At 37.0% G+C, this 21,145-nt stretch carries 24 protein-coding genes and 2 pseudogenes; 12 read left to right on the forward strand and 14 right to left on the reverse strand.

Translation table 11 applies throughout. From position 1 onward, the window contains the following. The first annotated feature begins 1 nt into the window (after position 1). Genes tssA through FTV37_RS14500 form a run of 5 tightly spaced genes read left to right on the forward strand, consistent with a single transcriptional unit; the run spans position 2 to position 4,952 of the window. Complete coding sequence (gene tssA / locus FTV37_RS14480) at positions 2-1,132, forward strand: type VI secretion system protein TssA (RefSeq protein ID WP_180064166.1); 1,131 nt, start codon at positions 2-4, stop codon at positions 1,130-1,132. 5 nt (positions 1,133-1,137) lie between these two features. Continuing rightward, positions 1,138-2,502, forward strand: a complete 1,365-nt coding sequence (gene tssK, locus FTV37_RS14485; protein WP_168379484.1) for a type VI secretion system baseplate subunit TssK — start codon at positions 1,138-1,140, stop codon at positions 2,500-2,502. 9 nt (positions 2,503-2,511) lie between these two features. Next, positions 2,512-3,315 carry a type IVB secretion system protein IcmH/DotU gene (gene icmH / locus FTV37_RS14490; protein WP_180064167.1) on the forward strand — a complete coding sequence of 268 codons (804 nt, stop codon included), beginning with the start codon at positions 2,512-2,514 and terminating at the stop codon, positions 3,313-3,315. Between the two features lie 12 nt (positions 3,316-3,327). Then, a complete protein-coding gene (locus FTV37_RS14495; RefSeq protein ID WP_168379486.1) occupies positions 3,328-3,999 on the forward strand; it encodes a hypothetical protein in 672 nt (223 codons plus the stop codon). Then, complete coding sequence (locus FTV37_RS14500) at positions 3,996-4,952, forward strand: M15 family metallopeptidase (protein ID WP_180005377.1); 957 nt, start codon at positions 3,996-3,998, stop codon at positions 4,950-4,952. The genes FTV37_RS14495 and FTV37_RS14500 overlap by 4 nt, the downstream gene beginning before the upstream one ends. Positions 4,953-4,997: 45 nt before the next feature. On the opposite strand, the gene FTV37_RS14505 is transcribed toward FTV37_RS14500, so the two are convergent. From FTV37_RS14505 to FTV37_RS14550, 10 genes are all read right to left on the reverse strand, one after another. Continuing rightward, positions 4,998-5,759 carry an alpha/beta fold hydrolase gene (locus FTV37_RS14505; protein WP_168379488.1) on the reverse strand — a complete coding sequence of 254 codons (762 nt, stop codon included), beginning with the start codon at positions 5,757-5,759 and terminating at the stop codon, positions 4,998-5,000. Between the two features lie 175 nt (positions 5,760-5,934). Continuing rightward, a complete protein-coding gene (locus tag FTV37_RS14510; RefSeq protein ID WP_180064168.1) occupies positions 5,935-6,819 on the reverse strand; it encodes an MBL fold metallo-hydrolase in 885 nt (294 codons plus the stop codon). Continuing rightward, the gene (locus tag FTV37_RS14515; protein ID WP_180008166.1) at positions 6,819-7,238 is read right to left on the reverse strand and encodes a DUF6691 family protein; all 420 of its coding nucleotides are present in this window, start codon (positions 7,236-7,238) and stop codon (positions 6,819-6,821) included. The genes FTV37_RS14510 and FTV37_RS14515 overlap by 1 nt, the downstream gene beginning before the upstream one ends. Positions 7,239-7,240: 2 nt before the next feature. Next, positions 7,241-7,654 carry a YeeE/YedE family protein gene (locus FTV37_RS14520; protein WP_180005525.1) on the reverse strand — a complete coding sequence of 138 codons (414 nt, stop codon included), beginning with the start codon at positions 7,652-7,654 and terminating at the stop codon, positions 7,241-7,243. Between the two features lie 241 nt (positions 7,655-7,895). Continuing rightward, positions 7,896-8,141 (reverse strand): hypothetical protein, encoded by a 246-nt coding sequence (locus FTV37_RS14525; RefSeq protein ID WP_180008109.1) that lies wholly within the window; start codon positions 8,139-8,141, stop codon positions 7,896-7,898. Between the two features lie 40 nt (positions 8,142-8,181). Further along, entirely contained in the window at positions 8,182-8,913 is a 732-nt protein-coding gene (locus tag FTV37_RS14530; RefSeq protein WP_180064176.1) for a zeta toxin family protein, read from the reverse strand. Between the two features lie 27 nt (positions 8,914-8,940). Further along, the gene (locus FTV37_RS14535) at positions 8,941-9,201 is read right to left on the reverse strand and encodes a hypothetical protein (protein WP_180064169.1); all 261 of its coding nucleotides are present in this window, start codon (positions 9,199-9,201) and stop codon (positions 8,941-8,943) included. Between the two features lie 268 nt (positions 9,202-9,469). Next, positions 9,470-9,862, reverse strand: a complete 393-nt coding sequence (locus FTV37_RS14540; RefSeq protein ID WP_257224352.1) for a hypothetical protein — start codon at positions 9,860-9,862, stop codon at positions 9,470-9,472. A gap of 3 nt (positions 9,863-9,865) precedes the next feature. Further along, complete coding sequence (locus FTV37_RS14545; protein ID WP_228200225.1) at positions 9,866-10,222, reverse strand: hypothetical protein; 357 nt, start codon at positions 10,220-10,222, stop codon at positions 9,866-9,868. A 132-nt stretch (positions 10,223-10,354) separates the two neighbouring features. After that, complete coding sequence (locus FTV37_RS14550) at positions 10,355-10,864, reverse strand: hypothetical protein (RefSeq protein ID WP_180064170.1); 510 nt, start codon at positions 10,862-10,864, stop codon at positions 10,355-10,357. A 1,031-nt stretch (positions 10,865-11,895) separates the two neighbouring features. On the opposite strand from FTV37_RS14550, the gene aroQ reads away from it, so the two are divergent. Genes aroQ through accC form a run of 3 tightly spaced genes read left to right on the forward strand, consistent with a single transcriptional unit; the run spans position 11,896 to position 14,162 of the window. After that, positions 11,896-12,351 carry a type II 3-dehydroquinate dehydratase gene (gene aroQ / locus FTV37_RS14555; protein ID WP_078190789.1) on the forward strand — a complete coding sequence of 152 codons (456 nt, stop codon included), beginning with the start codon at positions 11,896-11,898 and terminating at the stop codon, positions 12,349-12,351. Positions 12,352-12,366: 15 nt separating this feature from the next. Continuing rightward, positions 12,367-12,783 (forward strand): acetyl-CoA carboxylase biotin carboxyl carrier protein, encoded by a 417-nt coding sequence (gene accB, locus FTV37_RS14560; RefSeq protein WP_078190790.1) that lies wholly within the window; start codon positions 12,367-12,369, stop codon positions 12,781-12,783. A 17-nt stretch (positions 12,784-12,800) separates the two neighbouring features. Further along, positions 12,801-14,162, forward strand: a complete 1,362-nt coding sequence (gene accC, locus FTV37_RS14565) for an acetyl-CoA carboxylase biotin carboxylase subunit (protein WP_180005521.1) — start codon at positions 12,801-12,803, stop codon at positions 14,160-14,162. Positions 14,163-14,233: 71 nt separating this feature from the next. Here accC and FTV37_RS14570 read toward each other — a convergent pair whose 3' ends face one another. Further along, entirely contained in the window at positions 14,234-14,716 is a 483-nt protein-coding gene (locus FTV37_RS14570) for a hypothetical protein (protein ID WP_180064171.1), read from the reverse strand. A gap of 251 nt (positions 14,717-14,967) precedes the next feature. Between FTV37_RS14570 and FTV37_RS14575 the strand changes: the two are divergent. Continuing rightward, positions 14,968-16,399, forward strand: a pseudogene (locus FTV37_RS14575) (diguanylate cyclase). Positions 16,400-16,423: 24 nt separating this feature from the next. On the opposite strand, the gene FTV37_RS14580 reads toward FTV37_RS14575, so the two are convergent. Then, positions 16,424-17,584 (reverse strand): MFS transporter, encoded by a 1,161-nt coding sequence (locus FTV37_RS14580; RefSeq protein ID WP_180064172.1) that lies wholly within the window; start codon positions 17,582-17,584, stop codon positions 16,424-16,426. 281 nt (positions 17,585-17,865) lie between these two features. After that, positions 17,866-19,263, reverse strand: a complete 1,398-nt coding sequence (locus FTV37_RS14585) for an iron-containing redox enzyme family protein (protein WP_180064173.1) — start codon at positions 19,261-19,263, stop codon at positions 17,866-17,868. A 248-nt stretch (positions 19,264-19,511) separates the two neighbouring features. On the opposite strand from FTV37_RS14585, the gene FTV37_RS14590 reads away from it, so the two are divergent. The 3 genes from FTV37_RS14590 (at position 19,512) to FTV37_RS14600 (ending at position 20,942) form a co-directional block, all read left to right on the forward strand. Then, on the forward strand, positions 19,512-19,985 hold the full coding sequence (locus FTV37_RS14590; protein ID WP_180064174.1) for a CinA family protein: 474 nt from the start codon (positions 19,512-19,514) through the stop codon (positions 19,983-19,985). A 189-nt stretch (positions 19,986-20,174) separates the two neighbouring features. Then, positions 20,175-20,561 (forward strand): hypothetical protein, encoded by a 387-nt coding sequence (locus tag FTV37_RS14595; protein ID WP_180064175.1) that lies wholly within the window; start codon positions 20,175-20,177, stop codon positions 20,559-20,561. A gap of 84 nt (positions 20,562-20,645) precedes the next feature. Then, positions 20,646-20,942 carry a hypothetical protein gene (locus FTV37_RS14600; RefSeq protein ID WP_078193446.1) on the forward strand — a complete coding sequence of 99 codons (297 nt, stop codon included), beginning with the start codon at positions 20,646-20,648 and terminating at the stop codon, positions 20,940-20,942. A 113-nt stretch (positions 20,943-21,055) separates the two neighbouring features. On the opposite strand, the pseudogene FTV37_RS14605 reads toward FTV37_RS14600, so the two are convergent. Further along, positions 21,056-21,145, reverse strand: a pseudogene (locus FTV37_RS14605) (IS5/IS1182 family transposase); the annotation flags it as partial.

Genomic DNA, 21,145 nt, shown 5'->3' on the forward strand with positions numbered 1-21,145 from the left:
TATGAGTTTAGAGCTCGACGCTTTATTGCAACCGATTACGGATGATTTACCTTGCGGTAGTGATTTTTCATTTTCCAATGATTTTCATGCAATTAAAAAAGCTAAAACACAAGATGACCCGCTATTGGATCAAGGCGACTGGATCGCAGAACCGAAACAAGCAGATTGGGGCTTTGTGCACCAAAAATCGTCAGATCTACTTCGCGAACAAACTAAAGATATTCGCTTATATGGTTGGTTGCTTGAAGCGTGGACTCACATTCATGGTTTCGAAGGGATTGCCAAAGGGATTGAACTTACACAAAAAAGTTTGCAAGACTTTTGGCTACAACTTCATCCTGAAATTGAAGATGATGACCTTGATCAACGTCTAGGTCTATTACAAGGGATGATTAATCAAATCCCGACATTAATTAAATCAGTTTCAATCGTTCATGGTGCGGCAACGTATTCACTGTCTGACTATGATCGACTGCTCCATGTTCAAAACCAAAGACGTAAATCCAACCATGAAGATGATGATCAAGAAGAGTCTTTTAATGGTATGGAACAGTTTGAACATGCCTTGTTCAATACGTCAAAATCAATTCAATACCAGTATTACCAACAGTTTTTAGATATTTTAAATCATTGGGAAAACTTAAAAACGACTCTTGATGATTTGATGGGTTTAGATGCGCCAAGCTTTGCTGGCATTGACTCTCAAATCGATATGATTCACTTGAGCTTGAAAAAAATCTATAAAGCAGATGCTTTTATCAATTCATCGAGCGCTGAACAGGTTCAATCAAATTCTCCAATTGAAAGCCAAACACTTTCCACTGTAACTTCCGTGCAGAATGATATGCAAATAATACAACAACAGCATACACAGCAATTTAAACCTCAAGTGCAAAATCATCTTGAAAACCGTGAACAAGCCATGAAAGTCTTGCAAGATATTGCGGACTATTTCCAAGTGAATGAGCCGCATAGCCCTGTCAGTTATATGCTGCAAAAAACCATTAAATGGTCACAAATGCCACTGCATGAATGGTTAACTCATGTGATTAAGGATGAAAACCCTCTTGAAGCTGTACAAGAAATGTTAGGTGTTCAGCAACAAAGTAATGAATCGAATAGCGACTGGTAAAAACAATGTTTAAAGCAGAAAAAATTTTATGGGGTGAAGGATTATTTTTACGCCCACAACACTTTCAATTACAAGATGCTTATCATGAACAGCGTTTAAACCATACGGTTCGCGCAACGATACCGTTCGCTTATGGTATTCAAAGTTTAATTTTTGATGAATCGCAACTCAGTACCAACACATTAGCTTTGAATAAAGTTGAAATGATTTGGCAAGATGGCGAGATTTATCAAGCACCTGCACAAGACTTATTACCTGAGCCTGTACTACTTGATTCATTAAATTTACGCGGTGAAATGCAAATTTATTTAGCATTACCAATCGTTCAACCGAATAAACGAAACGTCAATTTTGAAGAAAATACCCAATCGAGTCGCTATCATTCACATTTGACTGAAACTCATGATTTGTTTACAGATGCAACGGCTGCTGAAATTACCTTATTACGCCGCCGTGCAGAGTTCAAAATCTTTGAATTAGGCCAAGAACCACAGCACAATCTTGATGGTTTTCTTTATATGCCAATAGGCCGCATCAAGCGCCAAAGCTCTGGTAATTTTGTTTTAGATTATCAATTTATCCCACCAATATTACATATTAGTTCGTGTGATTCGCTGATTACTGGGCTTAAACGAACGCTCAATATTATCAAAGCTAAAATTAAAACCATTCAATCGAATAATCGTGAAAACGAACAAAAGTTAATTGAATTCCGTTCAGGTGATATCGTGTCATTTTGGTTGGTTAATGCGCTAAATACTGCGCATGCGACCTTAAATCATTTATTGCAATATCCACTGATTCATCCTGAACGTTTGTATTTTGAATTATTGCGTCTGACAGGTTCCTTGCTCACCTTCTCGACAGCTTACGAAGTAGATCAGCTTCCACAGTATCAACATCATAATTTGCAAGAAAGTTTTACTCAATTAGATGTGATTTTACGTGAGTTGCTCGATACGATTATTTCAAATCGATATATCAGTATTAACTTGAAAGAAACCCGTCAATCCTACTGGGTGGGCAGTCTTGAAAGTGATAAAATTACTCGTGATTCTCGCCTGTATTTAGCTGTTTCAAGTAGCGTGATGCCTACACATGACATTATTTCTTATGTACCGCTGCGCTTTAAAGTCGGCAATACTGTCGATGTTGAACAGCGAGTCATGGCGGCATTACCGGCTGTGCCATTGCAACATATGATGCAAGTGCCAACAGCAATTCCGGTACGTTCAGGTGTGAGTTATTTTGAAGTTGAGCCAAATAATGATTTGTATCAACGTATGCTTGATTCTGAATCCATCTGCGTTTACATACCAGCTGGCTTCCAAGATATCTCGATTGAACTTATTGCTGTGATGAATGGTTAAGGAGCAATCATGAATATTTCAAATAATGCCCCTTCACTTTTTGACGACGGTCAAATAGGATTAGGCTCTTCAAAACCAAGTGCTGAACCGACAATCAACAGTTCAACCAATTTAGTTGATCTACTGCATGATGGGTTTTACATTGTTTTCTTACTCAAAAATCAATATGTTCCATCCAGCCCTGAAAGTTTCAGGACAAAAATTATGGATCTATTAAACCGATTTGAAAGCCAATCCCGTAAGCTTCAATTCAGCAATGAAGATATCACGGACGCAAAATATGCCTATTGTGCTTTATTAGATGAAACCATTGTCACCCAACAAGATGCACGCTTTTTTGATTTACAAAACAATTGGATGATGAATCCACTGCAATTAAGTCTTTTTGGTTCACAGCTAGCAGGTTATCGTTTTTTTGAAAATTTAGAGCAAATTCGTTCTAAAAATAAAGATCGATTAGCTGCACTTGAAGTTTATCATTACTGCATGCTCCTTGGTTTTCATGGTAAATACCGCCTTGAATCGATTGAAATGCTCAATTCACTCGTTGCACGTGTCGGCGATGAAATTGATTATATGAAAGGTAAAAAGGCGTTTTCGCCTTTCGCGGCATTACCGGATCAAATTAAAAACATTATTCACCGTGAATTACCATTTTTTTGGATCATTATCTTTTGGGCTTTGTTTGCTGTATTAGCATTTGGTGGACTGAGATATATGTTATCTAGCCAAAATAATCAGGCGTTATCACAATATCAAAACGTCATAACTGCCCCATCGGAACAGGCTTATATCACCATTCATTTACCATAAGACTTAGACACCATGGCAAACGAAAAATCGAATAACGTTAGAATTTTACAGTCGACTCAAAAAAATAATTTACCGCCTTTAGCTCATGCTGCTATCGGCTTTCTTGTTGGTGCAGCGGTGATTATTGTTGTTGGCCTGGGATATTTTTATCTAAATTCTGACGATCAGCCTACAAATGCAGAAATGACTACTTCTGCCCCAACTGAAGATAAAGCTGAAACTGAGGCATCCGCTGTACCTCGTCAAAACGAAAATGAGCAAGCTTCAGCTGAAAAAGCGCAGCAAACCGTTCATGCAACTGAAGAAAAAGATCCGGATAATGACTTATATTCGAATGATTTAGCTACTGCTTTCAATCATGGTAACACGGCTAAGGCAACTCAGCCTGTTCAAGCTGTGGCGAATAACCGTTCACCTTTTGAAATTACCCAACCGCAGCGCCCTGTTGTAGCTGCTACAACAACCGTTAAATCACATATTCCAAATACTATAGCGAAACCAAAAGCTTCGCCAACAACGGCCAAGGTGACCAAGCCTACAGAGCCATCTACGAAAGTAGTGAAAGAAGATGAGCACTTCGAAGAACCGATGGGCGGAACGCAAATTTCTGAAACCAAACGTCCAAAAGTGGTTGCTGCAACAAGCACTGCCAATGCGACTGTGAGCGCTACAGTTTCTCCATGATCATTTTTTTGGTTAGTTGTTTCTTTGTCTTAGCACTGGTGACAGTGCTTTGCTTTTCTTATGAGCTAAGAATTAAAGTTCAAGATTTTTTCTTTCAAATTATTCCACAAAGTAAAAAAAGAATTCAACACGCCAAAAATTTTGCTTATGAACTGAACTATGCTGCAGCACCACAACAGATTCAATCACACTGGCATTTACAACAATGGTGGATTTTATTTGCAGGCTTTTTACTGTTTGCCAGTATTTTATTATTTGCTTTTACTCGCCCGATTACTGCAAGTAAAGTAGAAGCAGATTATTTACGCAAAGTCGATCCTCAAATTTACTCGATGCTCGATGGGCAAGTTTTAGATGCCCCTCCTGAAGTCGAAGAATATCTTGTTCAAGAAGCAATTGCAGAAGAAGCTGCAATGATTGAGCAGCCATCTGTTATGGCCTCAAGCTTTAATCCAGAAGTTCAAGATATCCATACGCATTCATACTCTACGGATGTGCCTTCAGCAGATCGTAAATGGCATAAAATGAACCCTCGTTATAAGCAGCGTTTATTGATGGTGTTCAAAATCATGCGTGAACAACATGGCTATGAAATGATTTTGCTTGAAGGTTATCGTAGTCCAGAACGTCAAAATAATTTAGCCACCAATAAAAATACCACTCGTGCGCGTGGCTTCCAAAGTTATCATCAGTTTGGTTTAGCAGCCGATGTCGCCTTTAAACGCAATGGAAAAGTGGTCATTACTGAACGAGACCCTTGGGCTATGCGTGGTTATCAACTTTACGGTCAAGCCGCTGAGTCTGTCGGTTTAACATGGGGCGGACGCTGGAAATCCATTCAAGATTATGGCCATACAGAATATCGTATGCCAGGCCTGAAAAAAACTGCAGAGATGGCGGCACTACTCACCTCTGAAGGTCAGCTTCAAGCCAATAATATTTCAATTGAGTAATATTTCGATGTTGTGCCTTCAAAATATAATTGAAGGCACATTGTATTATTCTAGATAATTTTGTATTTGCTCTATTACTTCAGTTGTTTTTTCTGCATGTAACCAATGGCCTGCGCCTTCTATCTCTACAATTTTCGCATTTGGAAATTGTTGTTCTATCGTATTGGTATGTTCCACTTTTGAAATATAAGGTGACTCTCCACCTTTGATGAACAATACAGGCTGTTGCCAAGTATTTTCAATATTTTCCCAACCAATAATCTGGTCATATTGTTTATACAACGCATCTACATTAAACAACCATTGTCCTTTGCTAAAAGACTTGAGCAGAAACTGTATCACCATATCGAAATGAATATACTCACGCATAATTTCAACCGCTTGTTGTCTAGATTGAATTTGTGCATTTTGTACAGCGATCAAAGCTTTAAATATTTCATCATGATGACGTTCTTGATATGCAAAGGGCGCGATATCCAGTACAACAAGTTGCACTACCCGCTCTGAGATTAAAGCCAATTGCATTGCGACCTTTCCTCCCATGGAATGGCCAATCACTGAAAACTTATCGATGCCAATTACATCTAATGTCTCAAGTACATCGTTTGCCATTTCACGATAATTCATTTCTGTACTTTGAGGTGATTTACCATGATTTCGTAAATCGAGCTGAATCACTGAATGTGAATTTTGAAAAGCTCTGGCAAGCATCCCTAAGTTGCTCAGGCTGCCAAATAAACCGTGAATAAAGACTAGTGGATGCGTTTCGCCTTCTAATTTTTGATGATATTCGTAATTTAGGATCATTTCTGAATACTATGTTAAATTGACATTATGATGCCTAGTTGATGGAATGAAATCAAATGACCGTTAAAATTTATTAATCACACTTAGGCTATTTTATGTAACAACTATTTAATTTGCTTAGGCTATTTAATAAAATGAAATAGCGAGCTACATTCAACCTAAAGGATTTTTGTCTTTAATTTGCAGATTTAAAGTGATTAAAAGGAATTTTTAAATAGCGAATACCATTCCCTTCTGGTTTTGGAAATTTACCTGCATCCATATTGATTTGTATTGCAGGTAAAATCAGTTTTGGCATAGCCAAATTTGCATCACGCTGAGTTCGCATTGTGACAAAATCTTCTTTTTTCGTACCAACGTGAATATGAATATTCTGCTCCTTTTGTGCATGTACACTGCTTTCACAGCAGTATTCTGACCGATTTTCTGGTAAATAGTCATGGCATAAAAACAAGCGCATTTCAGGTGCTAACTGATAAATCTTTTGTACTGAATCGAATAATACTGCTGCACTGCCCTTGGGAAAATCACAGCGTGCTGTGCCATAATCAGGCATAAATAAGGTATCACCGACAAACACAGCATCATCACCAACCACATAGCTCAGACAAGCAGGTGTGTGTCCAGGCGTTGGAATGTTATACGCATTTAACTCGCCGATTTTAAATGCTTCATGATCTGCAAATAAATAATCAAAAGACTGATGTGAATTAAAATATTTCACATCAAAATTATAAATGGCACTGAATGTTTCCTGCACAATCTTGATGTTATGGCTCATCGCAATTTTGCCACCAAGAACCTGTTTTAAATATTGTGATGCCGTTAAGTGATCTGCGTGCACATGCGTTTCTAAAATCCATTCTACGCTTAGGCTATTTTCTTGGATATAACGAATAATCAAATCTGCATGCTTAGTTTGAGTAGTTGCGGAAGCAGCATCATAATCCAATACACTGTCTATAATCGCACATCGGTTTGTTTGCGGATCAGATACCACATAACTGAATGTATTGGTATTTTCATCAAAAAAAGGTTGTACCTGTGCACGCTTTGACATTAATTTGCTCCCGCAAATTTTCGATGTAGATAGACGCCTGCAAACATCGCCACAACAAAATAAATTGCTTGATAGTAGCCAAGTCCAATCAAAGTAAAGGCTGGCGCTGGACAGATTCCTGCAATTCCCCAACCTATTCCAAAGATAACACTCCCCATGATGAGTTTTGCATCAATTTGATTATTACTCGGTAATTCAATCGCCGTCCCATCAAAGGTTGTCGGTTTTGATTGACGAACGGCCATTTGAAATGGAATAAATGCAACTGCAATGGCTCCCATCATCACAAAAGCTAAACTCGCATCCCACTGCCCTGTTATATCAAGGAAACTTAAGACCTTTTCTGGATTAGACATGCCAGAAATCATTAAACCTAATGAGAAAATTCCACCAAAAATAAAAGCCAATATATTTTTCATCATTAAGCTCCGATTACATGTCTCATTACATAAACTGTGATAATCCCTGCCAACATAAAACTAGCAGTTGCAACGAATGAACGCTTAGAAAGACGACTAATACCGCAAATGCCATGTCCGCTTGTACAACCTGAACCTAATCGCGTTCCGAATCCAACCAATACCCCGGCAATGATCATCATCCATGGGCTTGCATCCAGTTCAATTGTCACAGAGGTCATTTTCCCGTAGATAAAAGGCACAATAAAAAGTCCCGCTAAAAACCATATCGCAGGTGTTTTTAAAATCGTTTGAGGATTCAACATTTGCGCAATTAAACCACTGATACCGGCGATTCGACCATGTACGTATAGGTAGCCAACTGCGGCTAGGCCCAATAAGGTCCCGCCGAGAAAAGCGGTTAGAAATGGATGCATATTCATCAGCCACAAAAACAATATATGTTTTTATAATATGTTATTTAAAAAAAGATGCAAGCTCTCCAATCGAAATATTCGTTCTGACTTGCCTTTTCCTGATTGAAAAATTCAACGTTTCAAGAGTGTTTGATTAATTTATTTAGAAATAATTTATAAACTTGAAAAATCACGAAATATATCCTCGGAGATTTTTCAATAAAGGCTGTTTATTATGAAGTTAATTGAAATAATAGATAGTTTATAGATCAATACTGATATCGCTGAGTGCATCGCTCACCCACGTTAAAGCATCTGAACCCAATTCTATAATATTCGAACCAATTTCAGCTAAGTCGGTCAAATCTAGAGAAGATAAAGGATCAAATGATGAATTGTTTTTTTGCTGTTCTTGTTCAGCTTGCTGCTCAATGACTTGATCTAGATCCGTTTGATCTAATGGAGATGAGTTTGAATGTTGTTGTAATTCATTGTCTATATTTTGCATAGAGTTATCCTGTTGTTTTTTATATCACTTACGATTGATATTACTTCGGTTCAAACTCTTTGAGCACCTTATCTACAAACCACCACGGTAAACGCTGAATACCCGAATTCATCTTTAAAATTTCAGCTTGTTCAATTTCCGCAATGAAAGACGCATGCTGTCCATTGGCAGAGTTATCAAATAAATAACTTCGATCCGTTGCTTCTACCGCCTGCATTAACAAATCCATACTTCGATAATAACGTTCACGAATTTTTTGTTCTGGCACGCCATGTCCACCCGTTTTCACTCGGTACTGAACACGTGAAATATTGATAACAGGATCAATAGTGGAAACATAATACAGATAGGTTCGAAAGCCTTTTCTTTTTGCTTCGCGTAGAAATTCCACCTTTGAAATATGGGACATCACCGTTTCAAACGTAAAACTAATTTTTAACTCTAAAAACTGCAAACGGATGTAATCAATAATTCTTGCACAAAGATATGAATCAATCTGATCTGGATGAAATTCAATTTTCCAGGGATCTAATATCTGAGGTTTACGTGCTAATAGCGGAATAAAGTCTCCATCAGCGGGACGTTTTTTCGTATCGAGAAAGTTAATTAATGCTTCTGATTTTAAAGCGGGATGATAATCCAACAAATTGAGCCGGTGTGAATGTTTCAGTTGAGCTTCAAGTTCATCCGCGTTTAAATATGCCCCAATATGATGGGGCAATAAATATTCTTTAACTGTGCTTTTACCTGAACCATTTGGACCCGCGAACATTCTAATGCGAGGCTGTGGAGGCATGTATTAAACAATTTCCTCTATTTTCTTTTTACGTTTTAAAATTTTAGGTAGATCATCCACTTGTACAAAGTCGGCTGAAACATCTTTTATTTGTACTTCTTGACCATTTTGCAGACGTTGAACCAGTTGTAGACCTTTTACATAAACCACAGTGGATGACGCACTTGCTTGTTCAAAAGCATGGCGAAATGCATGTATAGCAAGGCCCGGGATCATATCATCCTCATATTGGCTTGCTTTCATTACTGAAGTATAAGCTGTCATGTAAACAACTCCTCAAACATCAAAAATAATGTGTTCAATCATCTTATCATACTCGCAATATTTGTCTATTTATCCATCAACCATACTGAGAGAAACTCGATAAAAATTCAAAGTGATTAAATCATTTGATTATCGTACTCGAATAGAATGTCGTATATGAGTAAATGTGTGCGGATGCTACATCATGAATCATGTAAAGGTTATCCACGTTAGATTTATCACCGAATAGAATCCAAAAAGTTTTAGAAGAAAAAGTTTACGTCTCAATTTATTTTGTAGGACTCGAACAAAACGCACTTTCGTTTAGTCCAGACGACTGCATACTTTGTTGCTGTTGTTGTAAATAATGCTGTGAAGCCACTTGCATTAGATTGGCCATTTCAAGAGCTGAATTTTGTTGAGAGATTTCTAAAATCTGTCGATATGCATTCAATCTTAAACAAAAAGCTTGAGTTTGCTGCTGACCAGTTGCTGTAGAGGCTGGGTCATCCAAAATGGCTTTGGTTGAATTAATTTGCTCAGTATATGCTTGTATCTGAGCATTATATTCAGCTTGAGTCAGTTGTGGAGTAAACGCTTCATTCACATTTGCATGTATTACAGATGCAATAAACACAGAGAAAATAAGGACATAAATTTTATACATCATCGGAGAATGCATAAATTAAGCCTCATCACCCTCTTTCCAAACATCTTCATAATCATCTGAGTCAATCATAAAGCGGTAACCCGTGTCTAAAGCTAAGTATGGCAGTGCTTCAGGAAATTCTTTCGCTAATTCCTGAACGCTGATTAATTCAAAGAAGTCCTCAGCTCCATCCAATTCACCGCCGTAGATAAACCAAGAAACATTGTTTTCATCTGGCAGTTTACGCAAGCCAACAATCGGTTCTTTATTTAAGGTATGCAAAGCAATGGCAATGATATCCGTCTCTTTTACAGCGCGATATGCAGAGTCAAACTCTTCACACAAAAGCTGCTGTTCTTCAATTAAGTCTTTGTCCAATACCATTGCAATCATTCTACGGGTGTTAAGTTCAAAATCAGTTTAAGGCTTTCAAAGCCTAGTTACAACGCAATAAAGCTTAGAATAGATAATAAAAAATCACAGGAATTCAAGTCCAAAGCTTATAAAACAATATTGCTATTCGGCTTATTTTTGAGCAATTGATTTTAGTTGCTGATACAGCAAAGACTGTTTGCCATCTTTATAGATATAACGTTTTAATGCACCTTGATCAGTATGAACCGTAAGAGAAATATTTTTACCGCTATTCAATTCTGTAAAAATTTTACTAGGCACAGTTATGCTGTTTTTTGAACGATGCATGCCTAAAAATATATCATATTCAGTTTTTTGCACTGCAGCATACTCAATATTTTTTTGAGCATTGCTTAGAGAAATTTTTTGAATGTCATAATTTTTATTCGCACTGTTTAATGCCACGTAAATACTGGCTGTATCTTTCAACTGTTCATTCCAAGCCACAGTCACCACAGGACATAATTCATTAGGTTCGCAAATCAATAAACCTGCTGTTGCGCTCTCCGTTTGCAACGTATTACATCCGCTTAGAACTACCGCAGATACAGCCAACCCCATACCGCATATGAACCATTTTTTCATAAAGCTCTCTCTTATTATCCATTTGACGGCTAACACATTTTCATGCCAGCGCTTTGTTATCCCATAAAACCCGATATTATCAAGTTTTATCTATAAAAACATATCAGGTTTTGAGCATAACATAAGTTCCGAAAAATCATTGGAGTAGCATGCTCACTTTTGGCTAACAATCTCTTGCTTAAGTGTAAGGCACGTCTTGAGGCTGTATTTAACGATTGTTCACTTTACAATCTATTTCAAAAACTTTTGCCACTATAAGCTTGTACATATGTGCAGCTTCATTACGCATTTTGCCTACAGAATTGAAAGAAATAGTCATTCACTTCAATGCTGAACTTTAGACAAAAGTTTATCATCGTGAATTATCAGTATTTATGCCCTGCTTCCTAAATATTAGATTATAAGTATCCTTTCATTTAGACAAATCAATAACGGTATATAAATACAAGAAAGATCCCTGATCAAAAACCATGGCGCTATTCTTTTTATTTAGCCCAAACCCAATATGCCCAATAACACACCAAAGGAATAAAAACACTTAGGCAAAAAACACAAAATCCATATCCAATTGTTTTATAAAATATTTATAAGATTAAAAGTTTAAAAATGGCTTATTTTGTTCCTTAAATGATCCGCTTTAAAACATTTCTAAATAACAGTATTCTTAAACATCGCTCAGGTACAGGAAAAAAGCGGCTGCTAGCTAACCGATAAAATAAGGCTAATTATATAAAATAAACGATACCGCACAGCTTTTTCTACCAACATCAAATTTATTCATTGCGCATCATTGAAAATTTTTTACATCGTTTCCTTTACATAAAAGATATCAACAGTTTTAGCCAATTGGGTTTAAAATGATGCCCTACAATATAATGATAAAAAATGTAATCTTTTAACATTGCCAATTCTCTGCAAAGTTCGCATTATATAGCCCATTCTCGGCACATGCTTTTCACGTCAATTCAAAGAAATTATAAAAAAAATGTGGAATTTTATGCCATAATGAGCAAACTTTGCAGGTATCTTGCAAAGTAAATTTGCAACTTTTTATTGGAGCAGGCTGAATGAGCTCGACCATTTTGGTCATTCATGGACCGAATCTCAACTTACTGGGAAAACGTGAACCCGAAGTTTATGGCTATCTAACACTCGAAGATATTAACCAAAAACTGATTTCACAGGCTCAAAACGCTTCCATTTCTCTCGACACTTTCCAAAGTAATTGGGAAGGCGCTGTCGTCGACCGAATTCATCAAGCGCAACAAGAAGGCGTTCAATTTATCATTATTAACCCAGCAGCCCTAACACATACTTCGGTTGCTGTGCGTGATGCCCTTCTAGGTGTAGCCATTCCGTTTATCGAAGTACATCTATCAAATGTCCACGCTCGCGAAGCATTTAGACATCACTCCTATCTATCTGATAAAGCCGTTGGCGTTATTTGTGGTTTAGGTGCAAAAGGTTATGCCGCAGCACTAGACTTCGCCATCGAAAAAATTCAACCAACTTCTCAATCTTAATTAGGAATACTGTTCATGGATATCCGTAAAATCAAGAAACTCATCGATTTGATGATTGAATCTGACTTACAGGCGATTGAAGTTAAAGAAGGCGATCAATCGATTGCTCTAACTCGTCGCAATCCAGTAGTTGCTGCCGCTGCGCCTGCTATGGCTGCACCTGCCGCTGCGCCTGCTGCACCTCGTTCACCACGTGGTGCTGTTGAGCCGTCTCCTATGGTTGGTGTGTTCTATGCTGCGCCAAATCCAGGTGAAGCACCATTTGTGAAAGTTGGTCAAACTGTATCTGCTGGTGAAACACTCGGTATCATCGAAGCAATGAAAATCATGAACCCAATTGAAGCAACTCAAAGCGGTGTAATTGAAGAAATTTTGGTTAAAAATGGCGAAGTGATCCAATTCGGTCAACCATTATTCCGCTATCGCGCTTAAGACCACGGGGAATCACAATGTTGCAAAAAGTTTTAATTGCAAACCGTGGTGAGATTGCGCTCCGCATCACCCGCGCTTGCAAAACTTTAGGAATTAAAACCGTAGGGATTTATTCCGATGCCGACAAAGACCTAATGCACTTACGCTTCTGTGACGAAGCAGTGTGTATTGGACCAGGTGCCAGCAGCGAAAGTTATCTCAATATCCCTGCCATTATTACAGCGGCTGAAATCACCGGTGCAGATGCCATCCATCCAGGTTATGGTTTCTTATCTGAAAACGCTGAGTTTGCAGAAATTGTAGAAAACTCAGGTTTTATCTTTATCGGTCCGCGTCCTGAACACATTCGCTTAATGGGGAACAAAGTTTCTGCCATTATTGCGATGAAAAAAGCCGGTGTACCGACTGTTCCGGGTTGTGACCATGCTGTAACGATTCACAATGCATTGGCAGAAGCCAAAGAAATTGGATTTCCATTGATCGTAAAAGCTGCCTCTGGTGGTGGTGGTCGTGGTATGCGTATCGTTGAACGTGTAGACACGCTACTCGAATCTGTACAAGCTGCTCAACGTGATGCGGAAATGTGGTTTGGTGACGACACCGTTTATATGGAACGTTTCCTTCAAAAGCCACGCCATGTCGAAGTGCAAGTTCTTGCAGATGGTAATGGCCATGCAATTCACCTTTATGATCGTGACTGTTCATTGCAACGTCGCCATCAAAAAGTGCTTGAAGAAGCGCCTGCACCGGGTTTACCTGAAGAAGCACGTGCGCATATTCTTGAAGCGTGTGTAAATGCTTGTAAATTAATGCAATACCGTGGTGCTGGTACATTCGAGTTCTTATTTGAAGAAGGTGAATTCTTCTTTATTGAAATGAATACTCGTGTACAAGTAGAACATCCTGTTACTGAGCAAGTGACTGGCGTAGATATTATCGAGCAACAATTACGCATTGCTGCCGGTTTAGGTTTGGATCTTCAACAAGAAGATATTCAACTTAAAGGTCATGCGATTGAATGTCGTATTAATGCGGAAGATCCATCTACATTTATGCCTTCACCGGGCAAAATCGATCATTTCTATGCACCGGGTGGCGCAGGTATCCGACTAGATTCTCATATCTATCAAGGATATAGCATCCCACCATACTATGATTCAATGATTGCAAAACTCATTGCGCATGGTAAAGATCGTGAAACCTCTATTGCGCGCATGAAACAAGCTCTAGAAGAGATTATCTTAACTGGCGTGAAAACCAATATTCCGCTACATAAAGATTTGATTCTTCAAGATAAAAATTTCTGCGAACAAGCAATGGATATTCACTATCTTGAAAAACATCTATTAAAGAAAGTCGAAGGACATGAAGAGAAATAAAACTTCAGCGTCAAAAAAACCACTCAAATGAGTGGTTTTTTTATTTTCATAAGAAAGATCTATAGTCATACTTAAGGTAAAACTCGACGCAATGTCGCAAAACACTGTTGACCCTGATCATTGGCACAGAAATTAATAACAGATGGACTTTTCCACTTTACAAAGTACTGTGAAATTTCGCCGGTTTGATCTTGAATATTGCCCGAACAATCCATCTGATTATTGTCATATTTCACTTGTAAAATCAGTGCTGGAATTTGCACATTCGGATCTTGCGCAGGTTGATAGTCATATACCCCAGATGACCACTCTTCACCGCTTTTGATCACAACATCATTATTGCTCTTAAAATTATAATATTCAACGCACTTTTTATTGGTCGGAATTTCCATACCCCATAAGCCGACCAATTCAGAACGTGTTGTCACCCTAAAGCTATTCACCGCTTCAACTTGATTTTTAGCCTCTGAATTTTGAGTTGTATTCTTATTATCTGCCGCCATCACCAACGATGAACTTAACATGAGTAAAACTGTAAGATATGCTATTTTCATACATTTAATCAGTCATATAAATCATGCTCTTAAAGTAACACATTTTTTTACAAATCCGCGGTTTATCACATTTTCATAACAATCATTTTTCATCTTTATCCAGAAAATCAATCTCCGTTAACGAAACTACAAATCAGCTAAATGCCAAACAAATCACACTATTTACAATAAAATAATATAAAATCTTTTTTATCGTTTAATATACGAAAAAAACGAATTCTCCCATATTTAACCTAGGCTTACATAAGCTAATGAAACTGCATTCGAATAGTCTTGCTCCGCTTAATACACGCCACAGCATGGCTTTTGTCATAGTCGCTGCAGTTATTTTTTGCTGCTGCTTAGTTGGTATTTTCAGCCGCCCATTAAGCTATTTAGCGATTTTTTTGGCCTGCGAATGCAGTATTGCTAGCAATATTCTTAAGGTTTCCCAAACTGAGTAATCTGGGGGGATGGTTAGGTGCATTTACCGGTTATATGCTCGCAGATTTAGTGACAGGCAATTATTTCCAACTCACCCTATTTCTTACTTTTTCAAATTTAACCAACAGCATGGTATCGCTATTTTTTATGCGATATTTTCAGGTGAACTATCAAAACTATAATAAAGGTTTCACATTTCTGACCATGATTGTCATCATCGCCTGCGGTGGATGCCTTGCGGGTGCTCTTTTTGCTATTTTCACCGTGCCTTATATACCCTATACGTTTATGTCAACCGATCGATTGTCGATTGATTTTGGTATGTGGTGGATTACCGAAATATTAAATGCGCTGATTATATTGCCACTTATTCTGTCTTTTCCTAAACTGGCCGATCTGAAACTTTATTTCAAAGATCGACGCCATCAAAGCTTTCAGATCAATAAAATATTTCCAGCTATTGCAGTTGTCTTCTGCGTATTTTTAACAGCCGTTTCTACAGGCCCAGGGGCAATTCTCTACCCTTTAGCGGCTTTGATTTGGGCAGCATTAACCTATCGCTTATTTACATTATCACTGATTAATGCCGTAGTCATTTTAGCGACCTATTACAATTTAAATGCGTTCTACTTACACGATTCTTCATCAGCCTATTTATCGACAGCAATTTCAGTCCGTATCGGCCTAGCCATGCTGATTCTCTCGCCGTTGATTCTTTGTATTATTAGCCGAAATCGGCACGAACTATATAAAGAGGTTTTATACCTTGCAAATCATGATAGTTTAACGCATGCGATGAATCGTCGATATTTTTTCGAGCAAGGTGAGCTTTACCTACAAAACCAAATTCAGCTTAACTTTTCCATTATCATGATGGATATTGATCATTTTAAAAAATTAAATGATCAATATGGGCATTATGTTGGTGACCAAGTTTTACAAGAATTTTCGAGCGTTGTGCGTAAGAATTTACGTGAAACAGATTTATTTGCACGTATTGGTGGTGAAGAGTTTAGTGTATTACTCACGAACATTGCAGCAGCTGAAGCTCAAGGTATTGCTGAGCGTATCCGAAAAGTCGTTGAAACTACGCCTATTTTTATTGATAAAAAAAATACGATTTATATTACGGTGAGTATAGGTCTGATTCATCAGTCTTTGCCCAATGCTCCAAGTTTGCAAAGTATGATAAATCAAGCCGATCAGGCCTTATATCAAGCCAAAGAGCTCGACCGTAATCAGGTGATTTTAGTTCATTGAGATTTATCAAAATACTGAATTGTTTTAAGCTTGCTTTTGGATCGTTTTAGGCAAGCCCACGACCAAAAACATGGCAGGTATAACCACCAGTCCTGCGATCATAAAAATAACGGGTCCCGAAAGCATGTCCCAATATCGGCCTGCTAAAATACTGCCACTCGCAACACCTAAGCCCCACATGGTACTGTATAGCGCTTGACCACGCCCTTGTTGACTCGCAGTAAAATTTTGAAAAATGATTCGCATCGCGATTAAGTGGAATAATCCAAAACTGAAGGCATGAATCGTTTGCGCAGCAAATTGAGTGATAAACACCGCCGGATATAAGCCTACAATCAACCATCGCATCCCTGTTAGCCCCAAACAAATGAGCACTAAGTTACGCCAAGAATATCGATTAAAAAAGACATTGGCATAGGCAAACATAATGATTTCCGCAATGACTCCGACAGACCATAAAAAACCGATTTGGCTCGTCGAAAAATCGGCCTGCTTAAGGTAATTGCTATAAAAACTATAAAACGGTGCATGCGAAAAGAGCAGAAAAAATTCAATGATAAAAAAACTCGCTACAATAGGCCGTTTTAAGATAGGCCAAAGTGGTTCAAGTTTTTTCTGTGAAGATGGTGCAGTAGCGGGCTCTTTAATCGTAAATGACCAAATAAATGCGAGAAATGCAATGCATAACAACATGATAGGAAGCATGGAAACAGGTATTATTTCTAGCAAAGCCCCTATTCCAAATACCCCAACAATGAAACCAACTGATCCCCATTTTCTGACTTTTCCATAAAGTTCTGCACGCCGCTCAGCTAACCAAAATAAAGTTACTCCTTCAAATTGAGCCAATATGGCATTTTGAAAGAAACTAAAAACCAGCATGAGTAATGCAACAGACTGAAAACTGTTGGGAATTATAAAAATCAGAAACCAAATACAGGCTTCCATCCAAGTTGCAATTCGAACTAAAAGCATACGCTTGCCGGATTTATCCGCAATCCACCCCCAAATAAATGGGGCAAAAAAACGTGTCACAATTGCAATCGAAGATAAAACACCTATTTCTTGATAATTAAACCCTTGATCCTCTAAATACAAACTCCAATACGGCATGAATGTACCCACTATTGAATAATAGAAAAAGTAGAATCCACCGAGTTTGGATTGGATTGGAATGTTAAGCATCAAACTGTATTCCTTAGTATTTACAGTAAGTTATAAACTTTTCAGAGTTGTATGCTTTTGCATCTAAAAGGCTTGGTTAGGATATGGCGAGTATACAAATTTATTTTAATTAAATTATTTCAAAATTTGTATACTTTTACAAAAAACTAAGCATTATTTTATTTTTTTATTAATAAACATGTATTTATTTTTATCTTTAGAATTATCACATATTAGTAAAAAACCGCCCGAAGACGGTTGTTATTAACGATAAAAGTTATAAAACTTTTTGAGCATTCATTTTATTGACGAGCTAGAGATGGAAATAAACACTCAACAATACGTTGGGTACTCCATAAACCAATTTCTTGATGATGCATATGAGGTGCTAAATACTTTAGAAGTTTGTTGATCTTGTATCCTGTATTCGTACTTCCATCAAATTGTTTCTTAAGCTCAGCCATTTCATGGTTCGCTAAATAACTAAATGAATTGGTCTCTAGGAAGTTTTTTACAAACTCATTATTTACTTGATTTTGTTTGGAATCTACTGATTTACCTGCAATCCAGTCATAAATAAAAGTTTTTTCAACAGCATTAAACACTCCAAACATTTTACCGTCTTCGTCGTGAATCATCTGCCAAAACCTACTCTCTTCAGGTGGTCGATTCAATTTTATCCAGCCCATACTGACAAGTTCAAAAATAAACTCTTCAACACTATCATCTTCAGACAGCCATTCATTCGTTGTTTTATTATTAAACATGCACTTATTGCTATGCATGTGTTTACCAACGATCGCCTTTTTCTTAAATATTTCTAGCACCATCTTTTCAGTGCTTAAATTTTTAATTATCTGAACTGAACTCATTCCCTTGTTATTTAGGAGGTATCCAATTTTGAGTTTACGAATGAACTCATCTTTAGATCTGTACCTTGTAGAAAGTTTTTTAATAGCATTGGTTGCAAGCTGCGCATGCCCATTATCAAAATTATCTATCGTGATATGAACATTAAAATAGTGTGCATCAATTCCAAGTTCTTTTAACTCGTAATTGCTTATTAGCAAATGTAAAGGAAGTTGTTCATAGCCTAAATTAAAACCTGCTATCTCTGGTATAAACTCTGAAGGTGCATATGCAAGCGCAAGCTGAATTGCTGCCTGATGGTAATAGGCATCAGATAAATTTAAAGATAGTTGATTCAAACCATGTGCCAGTAGTAGGTTTTCGTACATTCTCACGTGATTGGCTTTTTCTGAACCGAGACCAAGTTCCTCTAAATATATCTGGATAAAATCTCTAAATACTGGATCATTCCAATACTGAGTAAAGCTATATAGCCATGAACCATCCACTTTTTTTGTGGGTGCAACCTTGTATAAAAACTCATAAGCTTTACTAACTGATGAAAAATACTCTCTTCCTCTACCTTGCTTTCGTCTATCTAGGTATTCTTTATAATATTCACACTGTGTACGGTTATTATGATGAATCCAATCGACAAGATGGTCTATCTCATTTGGCATCTCATCAATGTGTTCGAGAGTTATAATTTCATTCTCTAAAACCTTAAATGCCTTTAATTCTTTGGCAGAATTAGGTATTGAAGCATCTAAGAAGAACTCAACAATTTCGAAATATTTCTGATGATCTTTGGTTATTAAATTTAAGATTCTTTCTTTTACTGCTGTAGGCATTATAATTCTCACGCGGTAAATGATTCTTCTTAACCATAGTTCAGAAAATAAGTAGTATTTGTTAATTTTTTTTAATAAAAATTTAACGCAATGTAATATTTTAAAAATTTTAATATATAAAACACACCTTTAGCATAATTTTTAACAAGTTTTTAAAAAGTAACATTTTTTTGATGTGACTTAATTCACATATTCATATTTAAATATCAATTATGATTCTTTTATAAAATATTCATAGGATAATTTATATGAAATCAATTTTTGACTTTATTTCTAAAAAATCCCTATCGATAACGCTATTTGAAAGTGCGAGTGCAGGTTATTTAGCATATAGAATTTCACAAGATAAAAACTCTGGAATACTTCTGGATGGTTCTATTGTTAGTTATGACTTACTATTCAAGAAGCGTATTTTAAATATAAAACAATCACTTATAAAAAAATATACAGCTGAGTCTCAACAAGTCACCACACAATTGATAGTGAATGGTAAAAAACTTTTTAAATCAGATATTTATATTTCTTGCACTGGGCTGTTAAAGCGTGGAGGATCTGAAAACAAATATAAACCTGTAGGTACTTTTTTCTATTGCATCTACTTTAAAAAAGACTTCTATAACTTCAAAATTACAACTAAAGGAAAACCTACTAAAAAATTAAAAATTCTATATAAAGCTATTATGAAATCACTTTCAAAAATATTAAAAAATTATTATTGTTAGCTTCATGTAATTAAATAAAACCCATTTATCCATATAAAACAGTACCCAATAATTTACTTTTAAACACAGTGAAACCTAATACAGATTATGTAACATCTTAAATATTTAAATTTATAATATTCATGTTATTAATAAATCATCTACTGTAATTGAGTAGATTATCTAATTAATCTTTGAAGGAACAGTATTATGTCTATTTATAACCAAGATCAAGAGAACAACAACACTCAAAAGCCGCTGCACCAACAAAATCAGCAGTCTGATCAACAGCGTCAGCAAAATGGTCAGCAACAGCAGCAGCAACCCCAACATCAACAAAACCAGCAATCTGATCAACAGCGTCAGCAAAATGGTCAGCAACAACAACAGCAACCGCAACACCAACAAAACCAGCAGTCTGATCAACAGCGTCAGCAGAATGGTCAGCAACAACAGCAGCAACCCCAACATCAACAAAACCAGCAGTCTGATCAACAACGTCAACAGAATGGTCAGCAACAGCAGCAGCACCCCCAACATCAACAAAACCAACAGTCTGATCAACAGCGTCAGCAGAATGAACAGCAAGACCAGTAGTCAAAGTAACAACAGTAATTTTTATTTGCAGAAGTAGCCCAGGGATCACTACTTTTGCAATTTATTAAATAATTTATCGGAGTTATTACTATGAACGACCATCAAAATGAACATCCAATACATCATGACTGGCGTACGGATTACTCCAATAGACCGTACTATGGCGATCTTCAACGAGAAGTACCCGATATTGACTATGACCGTGATCTAAGGTCAGCTTATGAGCTTGGTGAGCGCGAACGTCATTTATACGGTGAGAATGCGCGTTTCGAAGATTCTGAGCCGGATTTACAAACCAAATGGGAAGAGTTTAAAGCAGATTCCCGTTTGAAATGGGAACATGCTAAGCATGCTATTAAGGATGCTTGGGATAAAATTTAAATCATTGTTTAAAAATTAGAATTACTAAAATGTATTAAACATGGACTTCATAAAAATAATTCTGCATGACACCTCTTTTAGGGTGTGTTGACATTTACAGCCGATAAATTGAGCTAAAGAGGCAACCATATAAATATACAAGCTAAAGCAACAGCGCTTTGATAGTTACGTTTTAGCTTATCGTATCTTGTGGCAATTCCTCT

Source organism: Acinetobacter sp. YH16042 (genome assembly GCF_013417245.1).
GTDB lineage: Bacteria > Pseudomonadota > Gammaproteobacteria > Pseudomonadales > Moraxellaceae > Acinetobacter > Acinetobacter amyesii.

Bases quoted from the DNA above. Each gene is read 5' to 3' on its own strand.
- FTV37_RS14580 (WP_180064172.1), bottom strand. From the start codon at position 17,584: ATGCTTAACATTCCAATCCAATCCAAACTCGGTGGATTCTACTTTTTC.
- FTV37_RS14590 (WP_180064174.1), top strand. From the start codon at position 19,512: ATGAAATCAATTTTTGACTTTATTTCTAAAAAATCCCTATCGATAACG.
- FTV37_RS14515 (WP_180008166.1), bottom strand. From the start codon at position 7,238: ATGAAAAATATATTGGCTTTTATTTTTGGTGGAATTTTCTCATTAGGT.
- FTV37_RS14530 (WP_180064176.1), bottom strand. From the start codon at position 8,913: ATGTTCGCGGGTCCAAATGGTTCAGGTAAAAGCACAGTTAAAGAATAT.
- FTV37_RS14540 (WP_257224352.1), bottom strand. From the start codon at position 9,862: ATGCATTCTCCGATGATGTATAAAATTTATGTCCTTATTTTCTCTGTG.
- FTV37_RS14500 (WP_180005377.1), top strand. From the start codon at position 3,996: ATGATCATTTTTTTGGTTAGTTGTTTCTTTGTCTTAGCACTGGTGACA.
- FTV37_RS14585 (WP_180064173.1), bottom strand. From the start codon at position 19,263: ATGCCTACAGCAGTAAAAGAAAGAATCTTAAATTTAATAACCAAAGAT.
- FTV37_RS14545 (WP_228200225.1), bottom strand. From the start codon at position 10,222: ATGATTGCAATGGTATTGGACAAAGACTTAATTGAAGAACAGCAGCTT.
- FTV37_RS14570 (WP_180064171.1), bottom strand. From the start codon at position 14,716: ATGAAAATAGCATATCTTACAGTTTTACTCATGTTAAGTTCATCGTTG.
- FTV37_RS14505 (WP_168379488.1), bottom strand. From the start codon at position 5,759: ATGATCCTAAATTACGAATATCATCAAAAATTAGAAGGCGAAACGCAT.
- FTV37_RS14520 (WP_180005525.1), bottom strand. From the start codon at position 7,654: ATGCATCCATTTCTAACCGCTTTTCTCGGCGGGACCTTATTGGGCCTA.
- FTV37_RS14525 (WP_180008109.1), bottom strand. From the start codon at position 8,141: ATGCAAAATATAGACAATGAATTACAACAACATTCAAACTCATCTCCA.
- FTV37_RS14510 (WP_180064168.1), bottom strand. From the start codon at position 6,819: ATGTCAAAGCGTGCACAGGTACAACCTTTTTTTGATGAAAATACCAAT.
- tssK (WP_168379484.1), top strand. From the start codon at position 1,138: ATGTTTAAAGCAGAAAAAATTTTATGGGGTGAAGGATTATTTTTACGC.
- FTV37_RS14595 (WP_180064175.1), top strand. From the start codon at position 20,175: ATGTCTATTTATAACCAAGATCAAGAGAACAACAACACTCAAAAGCCG.
- accB (WP_078190790.1), top strand. From the start codon at position 12,367: ATGGATATCCGTAAAATCAAGAAACTCATCGATTTGATGATTGAATCT.
- accC (WP_180005521.1), top strand. From the start codon at position 12,801: ATGTTGCAAAAAGTTTTAATTGCAAACCGTGGTGAGATTGCGCTCCGC.
- FTV37_RS14495 (WP_168379486.1), top strand. From the start codon at position 3,328: ATGGCAAACGAAAAATCGAATAACGTTAGAATTTTACAGTCGACTCAA.
- tssA (WP_180064166.1), top strand. From the start codon at position 2: ATGAGTTTAGAGCTCGACGCTTTATTGCAACCGATTACGGATGATTTA.
- FTV37_RS14535 (WP_180064169.1), bottom strand. From the start codon at position 9,201: ATGACAGCTTATACTTCAGTAATGAAAGCAAGCCAATATGAGGATGAT.
- icmH (WP_180064167.1), top strand. From the start codon at position 2,512: ATGAATATTTCAAATAATGCCCCTTCACTTTTTGACGACGGTCAAATA.
- aroQ (WP_078190789.1), top strand. From the start codon at position 11,896: ATGAGCTCGACCATTTTGGTCATTCATGGACCGAATCTCAACTTACTG.